This is a genomic window from Thermoanaerobacterium butyriciformans (assembly GCF_017874545.1).
GTDB classification, from domain to species: Bacteria; Bacillota; Thermoanaerobacteria; order Thermoanaerobacterales; family Thermoanaerobacteraceae; genus Thermoanaerobacterium; species Thermoanaerobacterium butyriciformans.
In genome coordinates, this window is record NZ_JAGGLT010000006.1 from 1 (window position 1) to 15,064 (window position 15,064).

The 15,064-nt window shown below is 34.6% G+C and carries 14 protein-coding genes, 3 tRNA genes and 1 riboswitch; of the genes, 4 read left to right on the forward strand and 13 right to left on the reverse strand.

What is annotated here, in order from left to right; genetic code table 11:
- Positions 1–197: 197 nt before the first annotated feature.
- Complete coding sequence (locus J2Z80_RS03420) at positions 198–797, forward strand: HD-GYP domain-containing protein (protein ID WP_209453137.1); 600 nt, start codon at positions 198–200, stop codon at positions 795–797.
- 111 nt (positions 798–908) lie between these two features.
- Here J2Z80_RS03420 and metK read toward each other — a convergent pair whose 3' ends face one another.
- The 6 genes from metK to J2Z80_RS03450 form a co-directional block, all read right to left on the reverse strand.
- On the reverse strand, positions 909–2,096 hold the full coding sequence (gene metK / locus J2Z80_RS03425; RefSeq protein WP_209453138.1) for a methionine adenosyltransferase: 1,188 nt from the start codon (positions 2,094–2,096) through the stop codon (positions 909–911).
- A 75-nt stretch (positions 2,097–2,171) separates the two neighbouring features.
- A riboswitch (SAM riboswitch) is annotated at positions 2,172–2,274 on the reverse strand.
- Between the two features lie 147 nt (positions 2,275–2,421).
- Positions 2,422–2,925, reverse strand: a complete 504-nt coding sequence (locus J2Z80_RS03430) for a rubrerythrin family protein (protein ID WP_209453139.1) — start codon at positions 2,923–2,925, stop codon at positions 2,422–2,424.
- Between the two features lie 23 nt (positions 2,926–2,948).
- Positions 2,949–3,449 carry a peroxiredoxin gene (locus J2Z80_RS03435; RefSeq protein WP_209453140.1) on the reverse strand — a complete coding sequence of 167 codons (501 nt, stop codon included), beginning with the start codon at positions 3,447–3,449 and terminating at the stop codon, positions 2,949–2,951.
- A gap of 272 nt (positions 3,450–3,721) precedes the next feature.
- Positions 3,722–3,807 (reverse strand) — tRNA-Tyr (locus J2Z80_RS03440).
- A gap of 45 nt (positions 3,808–3,852) precedes the next feature.
- A tRNA-Val gene (locus J2Z80_RS03445) sits at positions 3,853–3,928 on the reverse strand.
- 6 nt (positions 3,929–3,934) lie between these two features.
- Positions 3,935–4,010, reverse strand: a tRNA-Pro gene (locus J2Z80_RS03450).
- Positions 4,011–4,277: 267 nt separating this feature from the next.
- Here J2Z80_RS03450 and J2Z80_RS03455 point away from each other — a divergent pair.
- The gene (locus tag J2Z80_RS03455; protein ID WP_209453141.1) at positions 4,278–6,647 is read left to right on the forward strand and encodes a phosphodiester glycosidase family protein; all 2,370 of its coding nucleotides are present in this window, start codon (positions 4,278–4,280) and stop codon (positions 6,645–6,647) included.
- A 24-nt stretch (positions 6,648–6,671) separates the two neighbouring features.
- Here J2Z80_RS03455 and J2Z80_RS03460 read toward each other — a convergent pair whose 3' ends face one another.
- Positions 6,672–7,340, reverse strand: a complete 669-nt coding sequence (locus tag J2Z80_RS03460; RefSeq protein WP_209453142.1) for a hypothetical protein — start codon at positions 7,338–7,340, stop codon at positions 6,672–6,674.
- A gap of 74 nt (positions 7,341–7,414) precedes the next feature.
- Here J2Z80_RS03460 and yyaC point away from each other — a divergent pair, with 74 nt between their 5' ends.
- The gene (gene yyaC / locus J2Z80_RS03465; RefSeq protein WP_209453143.1) at positions 7,415–7,960 is read left to right on the forward strand and encodes a spore protease YyaC; all 546 of its coding nucleotides are present in this window, start codon (positions 7,415–7,417) and stop codon (positions 7,958–7,960) included.
- A 13-nt stretch (positions 7,961–7,973) separates the two neighbouring features.
- Here the strand turns inward: yyaC and J2Z80_RS03470 are convergent, their stop codons facing one another.
- From J2Z80_RS03470 to J2Z80_RS03480, 3 genes are all read right to left on the reverse strand, one after another.
- Positions 7,974–9,428 carry a Gmad2 immunoglobulin-like domain-containing protein gene (locus tag J2Z80_RS03470; protein WP_209453144.1) on the reverse strand — a complete coding sequence of 485 codons (1,455 nt, stop codon included), beginning with the start codon at positions 9,426–9,428 and terminating at the stop codon, positions 7,974–7,976.
- A gap of 102 nt (positions 9,429–9,530) precedes the next feature.
- Positions 9,531–10,925 carry a sensor histidine kinase gene (locus J2Z80_RS03475; RefSeq protein WP_209453145.1) on the reverse strand — a complete coding sequence of 465 codons (1,395 nt, stop codon included), beginning with the start codon at positions 10,923–10,925 and terminating at the stop codon, positions 9,531–9,533.
- Positions 10,926–10,934: 9 nt separating this feature from the next.
- Complete coding sequence (locus J2Z80_RS03480) at positions 10,935–11,612, reverse strand: response regulator transcription factor (protein WP_209453146.1); 678 nt, start codon at positions 11,610–11,612, stop codon at positions 10,935–10,937.
- Positions 11,613–11,725: 113 nt separating this feature from the next.
- Between J2Z80_RS03480 and nagA the strand changes: the two genes are divergently transcribed.
- Positions 11,726–12,868 carry an N-acetylglucosamine-6-phosphate deacetylase gene (gene nagA / locus J2Z80_RS03485; RefSeq protein WP_209453147.1) on the forward strand — a complete coding sequence of 381 codons (1,143 nt, stop codon included), beginning with the start codon at positions 11,726–11,728 and terminating at the stop codon, positions 12,866–12,868.
- Between the two features lie 9 nt (positions 12,869–12,877).
- On the opposite strand, the gene J2Z80_RS03490 is transcribed toward nagA, so the two are convergent.
- The 3 genes from J2Z80_RS03490 to J2Z80_RS03495 form a co-directional block, all read right to left on the reverse strand.
- Positions 12,878–13,888, reverse strand: coding sequence for a LacI family DNA-binding transcriptional regulator (locus J2Z80_RS03490; RefSeq protein ID WP_209453148.1), 1,011 nt, complete (start codon positions 13,886–13,888; stop codon positions 12,878–12,880).
- Between the two features lie 128 nt (positions 13,889–14,016).
- Complete coding sequence (locus tag J2Z80_RS15140; RefSeq protein WP_280953167.1) at positions 14,017–14,151, reverse strand: hypothetical protein; 135 nt, start codon at positions 14,149–14,151, stop codon at positions 14,017–14,019.
- A 64-nt stretch (positions 14,152–14,215) separates the two neighbouring features.
- The gene (locus J2Z80_RS03495; RefSeq protein ID WP_209453149.1) at positions 14,216–15,037 is read right to left on the reverse strand and encodes an HAD family hydrolase; all 822 of its coding nucleotides are present in this window, start codon (positions 15,035–15,037) and stop codon (positions 14,216–14,218) included.
- Positions 15,038–15,064: the final 27 nt, after the last annotated feature.

The window sequence follows — 15,064 nt, forward strand, 5'->3', positions numbered from 1 at the left end:
TTTTATTTTATTATTTTTACCAATTCAAAAAACCTTTACAAAAAAAAAATAATAATTTTCTTTTTTTTTTTTTTTTTTTTTTTTTTTTTTTTTTTTTTTTTTTTTTTTTTTTGAATTTTATTACAATGTATGAAATTATTGACTGCTTCAAAAAGTTATAATATAATAGAAAATGTCGAAAAAAGGAGAAAAAGAATATGAATTATGATGAAGATAAACTTATATCGCATCTTTTGCTGTCGCTAAAAAACTATAATTACGAAACGTATAAACATAGCATAAGGGTTGCAAAGCTGTCATACAATATTGCAAATGCAATGCAATTGGACTTGAAAGAAAAAATAACGATATATAAAGGTGCATTACTTCACGACATAGGGAAAGTGATGATTCCCATTAATATTTTAACAAAACCAGATAAGCTTACAGACTTAGAATACGACATCATGAAATTGCATCCCAAATATGGAGCAGATATGTTAGAAGCTTTGACTCCGCTTACATATCTTATACCTACTGTTTTGTATCATCATGAGAGATTAGACGGCACAGGTTATCCTTATGGACTAAAAATCATTCCGTTTGGCGCACAGATTGTAGCAGTGTGTGATTCTTTTGACGCAATGACTAACGATAGGCAGTATAAAAAAGCTAAAAGTGCTTTTGAAGCAATTCAAGATTTGAGAGAGTGTGGCGTAAAATACAACCAAATGTTAGTTTCAGCATTGGGAAACATGAAAAATACAAATACAAAGGCTTTTGAAAAAAATAATGAAAATAATGGAATTGCCATATAATAGATTTTTTAAAATTATGTGTTATAATATTATTAGCGTAGCGTACACATTATTAATGCGGCTATAGATATATAAAATGCCGCAAGCCCGGAATTTTTCCGGGCTTAAAATTTATTTATTAAAAGCAAGTTTCTTTAGTATTTCTACTCTATCAGTTCTCTCCCATGTAAGGTCAAGGTCTGTTCTTCCGAAATGTCCGTATGCAGCAACTTGTCTATAGATAGGCCTTCTGAGATCAAGATCTCTTATGATTGCAGCAGGTCTTAAATCAAATACTTTCTTTACAATATCCGATATTTCATCATCAGGAATCTTTCCAGTGCCAAAAGTATCAATATTTACTTCTAACGGTGTAGCAACACCTATTGCATACGCCAGTTGAACTTCGCACCTGTCAGCAAGACCAGCAGCAACGATATTTTTCGCAACATACCTTGCAGCATATGCAGCAGATCTATCAACTTTTGACGGATCTTTGCCAGAAAACGCACCACCGCCATGCCTAGCATATCCGCCGTAAGTATCAACTATTATCTTTCTACCTGTAAGTCCACTGTCGCCTTGTGGTCCACCAACGACAAATCTTCCTGTCGGATTTACATATATTTTCGTATCCTCATCAATTAGCTCTGGCGGAACAATTGGCTTTATTACATACTCTTTTACGTCATTTTCTATCTTATCATGGTCAACATCAGGTGAGTGCTGTGTAGATACGACAATTGAGTCTACTCTCTTCGGAACATCGTCAATGTACTCAATTGTCACCTGTGTCTTTCCATCAGGCCTTAGATAACCTAATGTGCCATTTTTCCTTACCTCTGCCAGTCTACGGGCAAGTCTATGTGCTAATGATATAGGAAGCGGCATAAGCTCAGGAGTCTCTGTGCATGCGTATCCAAACATCATGCCTTGGTCTCCAGCACCTTGTTCTTCCAGCTCATCGTGGGAGATGCCTTTTTTAACTTCCAGCGCCTTATCAACTCCCAATGCTATATCTGGAGACTGTTCATCAATAGATGTAAGAACAGAGCATGTATCTGCATCAAAACCATATTTTGCACGAGTATATCCTATTTCTTCTATGACTTTTCTTGCAACTTTCGGTATGTCCACATAGCATTTAGTAGAGATTTCACCCATAACTAAAACCATACCCGTTGTTACAGCAGTCTCACAAGCTATTCTTGCATATGGATCATTTTTAAGTATTTCATCAACTATTGCATCAGATATTTGGTCACAAATTTTATCTGGATGTCCTTCAGTTACAGATTCTGAAGTAAAATACTTTTTCATTAGTATCCTCCTTTTTTAAATCACATAAAAAAACTTAAACAAAATAAAACCTCTCCAAAAGAAGAGGCACAACCACCCTCATCTTTCAGAAGTAACCTTCTGCGAGAATTAGCACCTTGTCACAAAGACAGGTTGCCGGGCTTCATAGGGCTCCTCCCTCCACCTCTCTTGATAAGAGTTCTCGTTATTTAACTTAAAATATAATAACACAGTATATTTGAGAAGTCAACTTAAAAAAATTTAATCTGCACGCAAAAGTGCTTGGGTATTCCCAAGCACTAATAAATTAACTGTATACGAATAATGAAGGGGTTATTTTTGCCTTTTAGAATTCAACAAACTTATCTCTTGATACACCACATACAGGGCATTTTTCTGGTGCTGTATCAATTGCAGTATAGCCGCATACTGGGCAAATATAAACTTTAGAAATCTTTATGTCTTCATTTTTCAATGCTGCAGCTTTTGCATCCGTGTACATCTTTGCATGTAATTTTTCAGCTTCCAGCGCTCCATGAAAACTTCTGTCTGCAGATTTCTCTTCTTGTAAATCTGCAACAGCTCTATATGCAGGATACATCTCTTCTACCTCAAACGTCTCACCTGCTATAGCTTTGTCAAGATTTGCTACAGTATCTCCAATCTCTCCTAATGTCCTATAGTGATTTGTAGCGTGAACCAGTTCTGCGTACGATATAGCTCTAAAAAGCTTCGCTATGTTTGGTTTGCCTTCCTTCTCTGCAACATCGGCAAATATTTGGTACCTCATATGTGCCTGGCTTTCACCAGCGTAAGCATCACTTAGATTTTTTTTGGTCATTTCTCTCATTTCAAATCTCCTCCTTAATTTTTTTAATCTAATACTTTATCCCCCGGTTTCCAGCCGACAGGACAAGCATGGCCTGTTTGAAGTGCGTTAAGCACTCTTAGTATTTCATCGACATTTCTGCCGATTACTGGCTCATGTACAACTTCATAATCAATAATGCCATCTGGGTTAATGATAAATGCTGCTCTTAAAGCAATACCAGCATCTTCAATAAGTATTCCATACTGCCTTGTGACTTCCTTGTTGTAATCAGATAAAAGCGGAAAATCGACTCCCCCAAGGCTTTCTATCCACGCCTTATGGGAATAAACGCTATCTGTATTGATGCCTAATAACTCAGCATTAAGTTTGTCAAATTCAGGCTTCCTTCTATTAAACTCTGGTATCTCAGTAGAACATACGGACGAAAAGTCGAGTGGATAAAAGAACAATACAACCCATTTTCCCTTATAATCACTCAAAGATATTTGACCTTTAGTGCTGTCTAATTTAAAATCAGGAGCTTTTTTCCCCACCAAAGACATATGTAACACACCTCTTCACATAAGTTATTATTTAACTACTAAAATTTCGTAAACATACAGGGAAAATTATTAATATCACCTTTCCATTAATAATTATTTTCCCTTCACAAGTACTATTATACACCATTTATTTTTGATGTCAATATGTTTGTTGAAAATATTTATCACTTGTGATAAAAAAATATCTTCTTAGAATATTTTATTTGAGAATTGAAAATTAATGAAGCAGGAAAAAATGACAAAATAAAAAAGGCCTTACAGCCTAACTTATATGGTGGAGGGAGATGGATTCGAACCATCGAAGGCACAAGCCAACAGATTTACAGTCTGCCCCCTTTAGCCACTTGGGTATCCCTCCATGACTATTTTATTTTAATATTTGAAAAATATTCATCAATAAAAATGGTGGTCGCAATAGGGCTCGAACCTATGACCCCCTGCTTGTAAGGCAGGTGCTCTCCCAGCTGAGCTATACGACCATGTTATGGTCGGGGTGGAGGGACTCGAACCCCCGACCCCATGCTCCCAAAGCACGTGCGCTACCAACTGCGCTACACCCCGGCGTCTTGCGACATATTTGATTATAGTAGAAATCAAATAATTATACAAGATTTATTATTCTCCATTTTGGGCGATTTTTGATAAATAACTCGCTATTTTTTGATATTTTTCAATTATACTCGTTATTGCTCTAGCATTATTATAATCAAAAATGGCAATAATAATATCAGTTTTTATTATTAATTTATCAAATTGTAACATAGCTGTAATATATGGAATGTACAATATGATTATATAAAAATGGAAAATTTTTTAGGAGGGATTTCATTGAACTACCGAAAGCTGATAAGTTTAAGTTTAGTCTCATTGCTCATATTTTCATCTGTTATTATGCAGAGCATTTCTGCCGATGCGTATTCTGTAATCACTACAAATGAAAACCAGCAAATCTTAAGTAAAGGAGTTACACAAAAAAACATTACATATTTCACTACAGATGGTTTTATAAATGTCAATGTTTTATATATTGACCTAAATGACAGCAATACATCCATATCAACCATCTTCAATCCATCTGGTTTTAAAGACAGGATGAATGTTGAAGACATGGCAAACGGAAATGGTGCAATAGCAGCAGTAAATGGTGATTTTTTTGATACCAAACAGGGATTTATAATAGGTGCATCAGTTAAAAATGGAAACCTTTTGACTGTTCCTTATTACAAAGGAAACTACGCTACATTTGCTATTGATAAAGACAACATTCCATCTATAAGCTATTGGAAAAGTACTTCATTAAATATAACGCTTCCAGATGGAAGTCAACTACCCATAAGTGCATTAAATAACATTGGTTCATTAAATAATGGCACATCATGTGTTATCTTTACAAAAGATTGGAATTCAAATACGCCCGGTGTCAGCGATAATTACAAAGATCTTGTTGAAGTTATAATTGATAGCAATAACAAAGTCGTAGATGTAAGGCAAGGCGAGGGACCCACATTAATTCCTGATGGCGGCTATTCAATAGATGCTACTGGCAATGTCGCTTCAACTTTATTAAATCTTAAATATGGTGATACTGTAATCAAAAATATATCTACAGACCCTCCATTTGACAATTTCAAAATGGCTGTAAGCGGTGGGACTATTCTTGTATCAAACGGGTCTATCCCACAGCAGTTTACTGATAACGTAGACGGCATATACGCCAGAACAGCTATAGGCTATACACAAGACAAGAAGCACGTAATCATAGCAACAGTAGACAATGCAAACACAAGAGGAATGACAGAAAAAGAATTAGCTCAATTGATGATCAATCTTGGTGCGTATGATGCAATGAATTTAGATGGCGGTGGCTCAACTCAAATGGCAGTTAGAGAATTAGGTGACAGCCAGGCAAAACTTCAAAATACCGTACCAGGTTATGAAAGAAATGTTGCAAATGGCGTAGGTGTATTTAACACAGCCCCAGCAGGAAACCTTTATGCACTAAAATTAGAAGCTGACAGCTCAAATGTCTTTGTAGGTACTCACAGATCCATCACAGTAAAAGGTTACGATGAAAATTATCAGCCAGTAAAGATAGATCAAAATAACGTATCATTTTCTATAAATGGCATTGCAGGAAAATTCGACGGAAATGAATTTTTAGCAGAAAGTGCTGGTGATGGCGTAATCACTGCAAGAGTGGGAAATGTTACAGGCACATTAAAAATAAAAGCATTAGATACACTTGCAGACATTAGATTTAACCCTTATTCATTAAATATAAATAAAGGTTCTACAGTATCTATTTCTGTAACAGGTAAAGATTTAAACGGATATAGGGCACCAATAGAAGACAGAGATATAAATTGGACAGTGTACAACAACGTAGGTACTATAAGTAATGGTGTCTTTACAGCATCCAATGGAGACGTATCAGGTGCATTATCAGCAAATATAAATGGCAAAGTCGGAAATCTTCTTGTAAAAGTCGGACAAGGGTCAGATTTTGACGCATCGCAACTTCCAAAGCCATTAGATTTTGTATCACTTGACAGCAAAAATAAAGAAATAGATGTCAACAATACCAATAATTCATTTAAATTTATGGTATTTGGCGATACAGATTATGACACACTTTTAAGACTTCAAATTTCATTAAAAGCTGCAAATACAGCCAACAAAGATTATCCTCTTATAGTTTTTACAGGTGATGTAAATGACAGAGTTCTAAAATCGTTAAACATTCAATACATAAAAGCAGGTAATTCATACGGAGTATACGATTTTCGAAATTCTACATTTATAACGCTAGATGACACAAAAGGCGGCTTGCTTTCATCAAACAAAGACCAGTGGAGCTGGTTTTTAAATGTACTAAACAACGTAAAAGGCGATAATTTATTTATAGTTTTGCCTAAACCTGTATGGGGCTCTGATGGATTTAAAGATACGAGAGAAGCTCAGTTGTTTGAAGATACCCTTCAAAAATTCAGAGAAAATACAGGCAAAAATGTGTGGATAATATATAACGGTAGTTCTCCTTTTTACACAACATTAAATGACAACATAAGGTATATATCGAATTATGGCACAAATTATGGTGGAGGAAAAATGGATATATACACTGATGCAAGGTATATCTCAATAATGGTCAATGGAAAAGATATTTACTATCAAGATAAAAACTTACTCACAAAGTAGAAGATGCGTTTTAAAGCGCATCTTTTACTTTGTGTCTGTAAAATACTTATTTGCAATGCTTTTTAAAAAATTTATATCATCTTCTGAGAGGTGTTCTTTTAGGATATCCATCATTTTATACCCTTCTTCGGCAGTTACCCCATCTTGAGACATCTTCATAATCTCGCCAATACCTGATGGCCCTAATTTCATCAATATGCCTATGGCCTTAGATTTTGTGGTAAAATCTATTTCTTTTTGTACGCTTAAAATTTTCTCAGGTGTAACTACAATCCTATTCATGTTTAAACTCTTGTCATTTTCTCTTGCCGAACTGTTTTCTGTAATCTTCTCAAAATTTCTCTCTCTTTGCTGAATAAGCTTATCGAGAGATTTTTCATTAAAATTCCTTAAGTCACTATCTTGATTATTTTTTTCTTTTGGATTTTCTTGTTTAATATCAATGTTCTCATTTACATTTTTCACTTCAGAATTATTACTTTCCTGTGATTCATAAGGCGTACTGTTAAACACAGTTTTCTGCAAGTCGTTTTGCTGATATTTTTCGACAGGCAAAGTATATGCATTTTCCTGTGCAGAGGTATCCTTTATATGTAATATTGGCTGTTCTTTTATAAAAAGTTTAAGCATAAATATAATACTGACAGCCGTAACAGCGAAAATAAATAAACTGTAGGCAATGTTTTTTTTCACGCAATCACTCCCTTCGAATAATTTTATTATTTCTTTCTTCATTGCTTTTAATACAAATTTTGGAGGAAGATTTTATGGATGAATTGCGAGTAAAATATGATGATAAAGATGCTATAAAGCTTATTTCTGCATACCTAGCAGAATATTTAAATTTCGATTCTGTGATACTGTGCATAGGTACAGACAAGTGCATAAGTGATTCTTTAGGTCCGATTGTTGGAGATATGCTATCAAAAATGGTAAATAGCATAAATGTATATGGAACATTAAAAAATCCTATACACGCCATAAATTTAGAAGAAAATATTGCATACATAAAAAGAAAGCATCCTTACAGCAATATAATAGCTGTTGATGCTTGTCTTGGAGACAAAAATAATATAGGCAAAATATCAATAAAAAAATCACCGATATATCCAGGAAAAGGTGTAGGGAAAGTACTTCCTGCCGTCGGTGATATATCTATAATAGGCATCATAGACGCTTTTGATATTATCCCTGTACATAATACAAGGCTTGGATTTGTATTTGAAATGGCTGAAATTATCGCAATGAGTATACATAGAGCCTTTTATTTAAAAGCTTCTATAATAAATAACTCTGACATAAGTCAGAGTTAATTTAACTATTTATTTACTTAAGGTATAAAGGTATAGATACTAGATCTTGGACAGAGCCATCTTTTGGGCTCAAAGAAAATACCTGTAGTGTACCATCCTGTGGTGTCGACAATGGCTTATACTGTATGTCTGCCTCAAAATCTCCCCACGATGGTGCACCTGCACTTGCCTGGACAGATGTCTGGGATAAAATATTTCCATTCGAATCCAAGATCCTAATATTCACAACTGCTTCATAAACTCTAGCCTTCCCTACTACTTTAACAGGACTTGATACGCTATTATTTTTCATAGGTGATAAGACGATTATGTTTGCATTTTGACTAGCAGCAGTAGTAATACTACTTTTATCAGAATCAATAATAGCTCTTGCCTCTTTATTTTTTGTCAAAATCATGCCAAGCTCATCGCCTACTTTTATGTCAGAAAAACTCATATCTGTTTCAGAATATTGGTATCCTCCTTGACTGTCGTACCCAACTTTCGCTTGGCGATGAATTATAGCATTCGGTAATACCTTAATATCCGGACCTGCTTCATTATTTATATCCCTGGAATCTTGATATTCCCTTTCTATAGTCACGACTCTAGTATCGTAATTTATAGCTTTAACTATACCATAGATAAAAGTTTCTCCTTTTGTCGGATCTGCTTCCGGTATCTTTGTAAACTTAGCTTTGACATTACTTATTACCCATATATTGCCATCCTTATCACCTTCAGGTTGGATAAGTGTTATCATATACGATTTGTTGTCATGTGTAGCATTTATCAATGCTATGCCATCTTTTTTAGAATCCAACGAAAAATCGTCATCATGGGAGAAACCAACAACTCCGCCTTCCTCTTGCATGACTTTTATTGGATCCAGCCTCCATGACTCCTTTCCAAGAGATGCATTCTCTTGAAGCTTTTTAACTCTTTCCTTGTCAATATAGACTGCTCCTGTTAGCACAGTTCTAGTCAATGGATCTAATCCTATTTTATACCCATACAATGAATCTATTTTGTTTCCTTCAACTAATATTTGAACACTATTTACATTTGGCAACCCTGTCAGTGTATTTACAAGTGCAGCCACCATATATTTCGCTGTACTTCCATCTATATCTGTTGCTGACATATAATCTTTAGAAAAGTTTACATAAGCAGTTGTATCCTTCAACTGAACAGACAAAAGTTTAGTATTATCCGGAATAATTGGCTTCGAATACTGGTCAGAAGGTCCTTTCATCAATTCAGATATAACTTGTTTCAAAATATCGGCATTCTCCGATATGCTTCTTGTTTCCATATTCAATCCCGACATTTTGCTATTTAGAAAATACAATGAAACTTCTTTAACAGCCTGCACAGTAGATTTCGGACTTATGGGGGCATTTTGTTCCGTTTTATTTTTTGGTTTGTTAAAGCATCCTGTTAACGAAATTGCCACGACTAATATCATAATAAGAAACGCCTTTTTCATCGTTAATCCCCTCCTCAATTATATGATACAGCATTTTTATTACAACTGTATTAACAGAATCTTAAAATTTCTTAAATTTTAATAAATAATCAATGTCATCATTTAAACATTTTTAACAGGTATTGTTATGTAAAATTCAGTACCTTCCCCAACAGTACTTTTAACATCAATATGTCCTTTGTGAAGGTCTACAATCTCTTTTACAATAGCCAATCCAAGACCAAAGCCACCAGTTTTTTGCGATCTTGCAGTATCCCCTCTTGAAAACCTCTCAAACACCTTAGGAAGTGTTTCCTGACTTATGCCTATTCCTGTATCGGAAATAGTTATGTAGACATTTTTATCATCAGAGTCAAGATTTAGTTTCACAGTACCACCGCTTGGAGTATATTTTATACCATTTTCAACTACATTGTATATCATTCTGTAAAATCTATCTGCATCTACGTCAGCAAAAATATTTTTATCGCTTTCAAATATCAAAGAAACACCCTTTTGCTTTGCTATTGCTTCAAGGTTTTCCACGACATTGTAAGCTATCTCACTAATATTTTCCGTTTTGTTCTCTATTGAACGAATTTTATCAATTCTAGCTAATACCAGCAATTCATTTACAAGCCTCGTCATTCTATCTACTTCTGAATCTATATCTTTTAAAAACTCTTTATAAACAGATATATCCACATTGTCGCTGGATATAAGCGGTTCAACAAGAGCCTTTATAGCAGCAAGTGGCGTCTTTAACTCATGTGATGCATCTGATACAAATCGCTTCCTTTCATCATCAATCTTCATAAGCTTTGTGCTCATATCATTAAATGCATCCGCAAGCTTTCCAATCTCGTCATTTCCGTTCACTTCTACTTTGTAATCAAATTTTCCTTCTGATATTACTTTTGTAGCATCTGTAAGCCTTTTTAAAGGCTTTGTAATAAAGGCAGCTACAATCAGGCTTAGTATACTCACAATAGAGCCTATAGCCGTAAATGTATAAATCATCTGCATCTTTATTGAGTACAAAAAGTTCATGACATCATCAATTGAAGTAGACAATAAAATACTACCTACAATTTCGTTTTTTATAGTCACAGGAACTGCCGAATACATGGTCCAGCCAGAACCTGTAATATAATGAATACTCGTAGATCCGGTGCCTTTAAGAGCTGATTTAACGTCACTATAGCCATTTATATCTTTGCCTTCCATTCCTCCATTGCCAGCCGAATCAACAATTACTTTTCCATTGACATCAGTAAAAAGAATCCTTGAATTTATCTGGTTGGAGTAATCCACAATAGTCGGCTCAATCAAGTACGATGAAACGCCTATAAATTTAGAAACCAAATTAGCGATCATATTAGCCTGCGTCAAATTAGTGACTCTTTCATTTGCAAGATAACTTTCATAAATATTATTAAAAAGATAAATGCCTGTCGATGCAAGTGAAACAATAAGAATAACAAAATAAACCGAAAAAATCTTCCATCTTATACTCAATTTATCACCTTATTTCATGTAGTAGCCTGAACCCCACTTTGTAAAAATATGTTTTGGATTTGCTGGATCATCCTCTATTTTCTCTCTAAGCTTCCTTATATGAACATTTACCGTATTTGTATCGCCATAAAAGTCAAATCCCCATATAAGATCCATCAATTTGTCTTTAGAAAACAACTTTCCGGGATTTGAAGCTAGCAAAACCAGTAAATCAAATTCTTTATTAGTAAGATCGATATCTTTACCATTTTTCTGCACTATTTTATCAGGAACATTTATGGTTATATCACCTATCTTTATGACATCATGTTTTTTAACAAAAGGTGATGTTGTCCTTCTAAACAAAGCTCTGATTCTGGCTATAAGCTCTCTGGTATTAAACGGTTTTGCCAGATAATCATCAGCCCCCATCTCTATTCCTACAATTTTATCTACATCTTCCCCTTTGGCAGTAAGCATTATTATAGGTATATTTGAAAATGACCTTACTTCCTTGCAAAGAGTAAGACCATCTATCTTAGGCAGCATTAAATCAAGTATTACTAAGTCAAAATTACCGCTTTTGATTTTTTCCAATCCTTCTTCTCCGTCATACGCATAATCAACATAATAACCTTCTTGAATAAGAGACAACCTCAAACCTTTGACAAGCATCTCTTCATCATCAATAATTAAAATGTTTTCCATAGCTAAATACCTCCTTTTTTTAGTATATCATATTCTATGCAAAAATAGTATATATGTATAAAGTTAATTGATTTTATGATTAAATAAGCCTACAATTTAATTGAGGTGATAATATGAGCATATTAATTATTAATGGAAGATTGCTACTTGACAACAATATCGTAGATGACAAAGACTTATTAATTGAAGATAACAAAATTGCCGCAATAGGAAAAGGACTTTCTGGCGACAATGTCATTGATGCCGATGGCAATTACGTATCACCTGGATTCATAGACATACATATACATGGATCTGCAGGCTTTGATACGATGGATGGAACTTTTGATGCAATAAATGCCATCTCAAAATCTATTGCAAAGCGCGGTACTACGTCATTTTTACCTACTACAATGACAGAAGATAAAAACAAAATAAAAAATGCCATTAAAAATGTATATGAAAATAAAAATCATGTTGAAGGTGCCGAAATTTTAGGCATCCACATGGAAGGGCCTTTTATAAACCCGAAGCAAAAAGGCGCACAGGATGAAAAATTCATACTTAAACCTACAATAGATAATTTCCTTGAACTTTGTGGGGACTACTTGGATATTGTAAAACTTGTTACAATCGCACCAGAAATAGAAGGTTCGCTAAATCTTATAAAATTTTTAAAAGAAAAAGGCATAATTGTGTCAGTTGGACATACCGATTCCACTTATGATGAAGTAGCTGCCGGGTTTAAAGCAGGCATAACTCATGCGACACACGTCTTTAACGCAATGAGAGGCTTCCATCATCGCGAAGTAGGAACTTTAGGAGCGATCTTCGATCTTGATATAAGCGCCGAATTAATCGCAGATGGCATACACTCTGTCTCCCCAGCCATAAGGACAGTTTTAAAGCTAAAAGGCAAGGAAAACACAAATCTCATAACTGATGCAATGATGGCTGCAAATCTAAGCGATGGAGTATATCAATTAGGTGGTCAGGATGTATATGTGAAAGACGGAGCTGCCAGATTAAAAAGCGGTGTTCTTGCAGGAAGCACTCTTACATTAGATAAAGCTGTAAAAAATATTTTGGCAAACACCGACTTGTCACTTTACGAATCAGTTGCACTCGCATCATATAACAGTGCAAAAGTCATAGGAGTACATGACAGGAAAGGTCTTATAAAAGAAGGATATGATGCGGATATAGTAATTTTTGATGACGATATAGACATTAAAAAGACCATCGTTGGCGGGAAAATAGTTTATGAAAAAAAATAGCCTAAGTGGCTATTTTTTTTCTTCACCATATCCTGTAGATTCCCTAACAATAAGCTGATGAGGCAAAACAACATGCATGTCATCTATTGGCTCTTTTGCAAGAAGTTTCGTCATAAGCCTCATGCTGACAGCACCTATATCGTATGCCGGCCTTTGAATAGTAGTTATCGTAGGCCTAAACATATAAGATAGATATGTGTTGTCAAAGCCGATAACATGAATATCTTCTGGCACGCTAAAACCTGAATCAAATATAGCATTTATTGCAGCAGCAGCCATTTCATCTGAAGCAGCAAAAACTGCATCAACATTGTTCTCCAAAAGTTTTAGCATCGCAAGGTATGCTTGCCTTGCTTTGAAATTACCCTCTACTACAAGAGAAGATTTAAATCTAATCTTTGCTTCAGATAGAGCTTCTTTGTATCCACTTGTCCTCTGAACACCTCCAATAGGATCATCAGAAGGGCCTGATATCATACCTATTTTTTTGTGTCCTAAAGAAATCAAATATTTTACAGCATCGTACGAAGCTTTTTTATTGTCTATATTGACATTAGGAAACTCAAATTCTGCATCCTCTGTACCAGCTAAAACTATCGGTATCCCTACATCATGAAGCTGCTGCTTTACTGAATCCCTAATAATATCCCCCATATATATGATACCATCAACCTGTTTTTCGCTTAAAATCTCTATATAATTCATCTCTTTGTCTTCTTTTTGGTCTGTATTGCATAAAAATATATTGTAGGAATACATACTAGCAATGTCCTCAATCCCACGTACGACTTCAGGATAAAAAGGACTTGATATGTCAGGCACAATAAGCCCTATTGTATGAGTCTTCTGTATCTTCAGACTTCTAGCGAGAGCATTCGGTTTATAGCCTGTCTTTTTTATAGCATCCAATACTCTCTGTTTTGTCTCATCAGTAACAACAGCACTATTATTTAAAACTCTGGATACTGTAGCTATAGAAACTTTTGCTTCTCTAGCTACATCTTTAATTGTAGCATTCACTATTAACCACCTCAAGTTATCGTTTTCTCATACCTTATGGATATTTTACTTTTTAAATGTAAATTTGTCAATAGATTTTCGCAAAAAATTTACATTGTTTTTCATAAATCAACAAAAAAAGACGAAGATCATTTATCTTCATCTCCATCTTCATCTTTCTTAGAATCTTTTAAAACAAGTATAGGAATAAACGACATGGCCATGTATATAATTCCTACAACCAAAACTACAAGAATGCTAAGTTTTACAATCAGCTGCTCCACAAAAAACCACCTCCGGCACTATAAAACTTAATATATTATATGCACAAGGTGGTTTTCTGATATTCTACACAGCCAAACTTTGTTGCCTTGCAAAAATTTTGTTTATCGCAACAGCAACACCATCATCATTATTTGACTTAGTAACAAAATCTGCCTTTATTTTAACAAGTTCCGGTGCATTAGCCATAGCAATGCCAAATCCAGCATATTCTATCATAGATAAATCATTTAGATTATCACCAACAGCTGCAACAAGATCTCTCTTTATATTGTACATATTTGCCAGCGTCTTTAATGCATTGCCTTTACTAACTCCTTTTGCATTTATTTCCAGGTGGCCACCTCCTAATGTAGATACTGAAACTATTTTTGACAACTCATCATAAACCTCAGGTTCTACAGGGGCAGGATTTTTTATGTCGCCTATAGCATATATTTTTGCAGTGCCTTTGCCCGTTTTTCTGATGTATTCAGCAAGATCACCAACAGCATCTACTTCAACCCTATTAAAAGACAAGTACCATTCTACTTTTTCGTTAATCTCTTCTACAACTAACCTGTCATCAATATAGAGATTTACCTGATAGCCACTATCCCTTAATATATTGATGGCCTTAACAGCATCCTCAGACTGTATTGGATTATAATAGTACACTTTTTTAGTGTAGGCATCTTTTATAAGTGCTCCATTGAAGCATATGACAGGTGCATTCACTTTAAGCTCTAAAGCATATGGTAATATTGATGAAAACATCCTACCTGTGGCAATTGTGTAAATGATTCCCTTTGATCTTAACTCGTTTATAGCATTAATATTTGCTTCAGATATTTTATTATTGCTATCTAAAAGGCTACCATCAGCATCTGTTACAAATAATTTACACATATATTTCAACCCCTATATTTATTTTTC

Bases quoted from the DNA above. Each gene is read 5' to 3' on its own strand.
- J2Z80_RS03435 (WP_209453140.1), bottom strand. From the start codon at position 3,449: ATGTCTTTGGTGGGGAAAAAAGCTCCTGATTTTAAATTAGACAGCACT.
- J2Z80_RS03470 (WP_209453144.1), bottom strand. From the start codon at position 9,428: ATGAAAAAGGCGTTTCTTATTATGATATTAGTCGTGGCAATTTCGTTA.
- metK (WP_209453138.1), bottom strand. From the start codon at position 2,096: ATGAAAAAGTATTTTACTTCAGAATCTGTAACTGAAGGACATCCAGAT.
- nagA (WP_209453147.1), top strand. From the start codon at position 11,726: ATGAGCATATTAATTATTAATGGAAGATTGCTACTTGACAACAATATC.
- J2Z80_RS03430 (WP_209453139.1), bottom strand. From the start codon at position 2,925: ATGAGAGAAATGACCAAAAAAAATCTAAGTGATGCTTACGCTGGTGAA.
- yyaC (WP_209453143.1), top strand. From the start codon at position 7,415: ATGGATGAATTGCGAGTAAAATATGATGATAAAGATGCTATAAAGCTT.
- J2Z80_RS03495 (WP_209453149.1), bottom strand. From the start codon at position 15,037: ATGTGTAAATTATTTGTAACAGATGCTGATGGTAGCCTTTTAGATAGC.
- J2Z80_RS03420 (WP_209453137.1), top strand. From the start codon at position 198: ATGAATTATGATGAAGATAAACTTATATCGCATCTTTTGCTGTCGCTA.
- J2Z80_RS03480 (WP_209453146.1), bottom strand. From the start codon at position 11,612: ATGGAAAACATTTTAATTATTGATGATGAAGAGATGCTTGTCAAAGGT.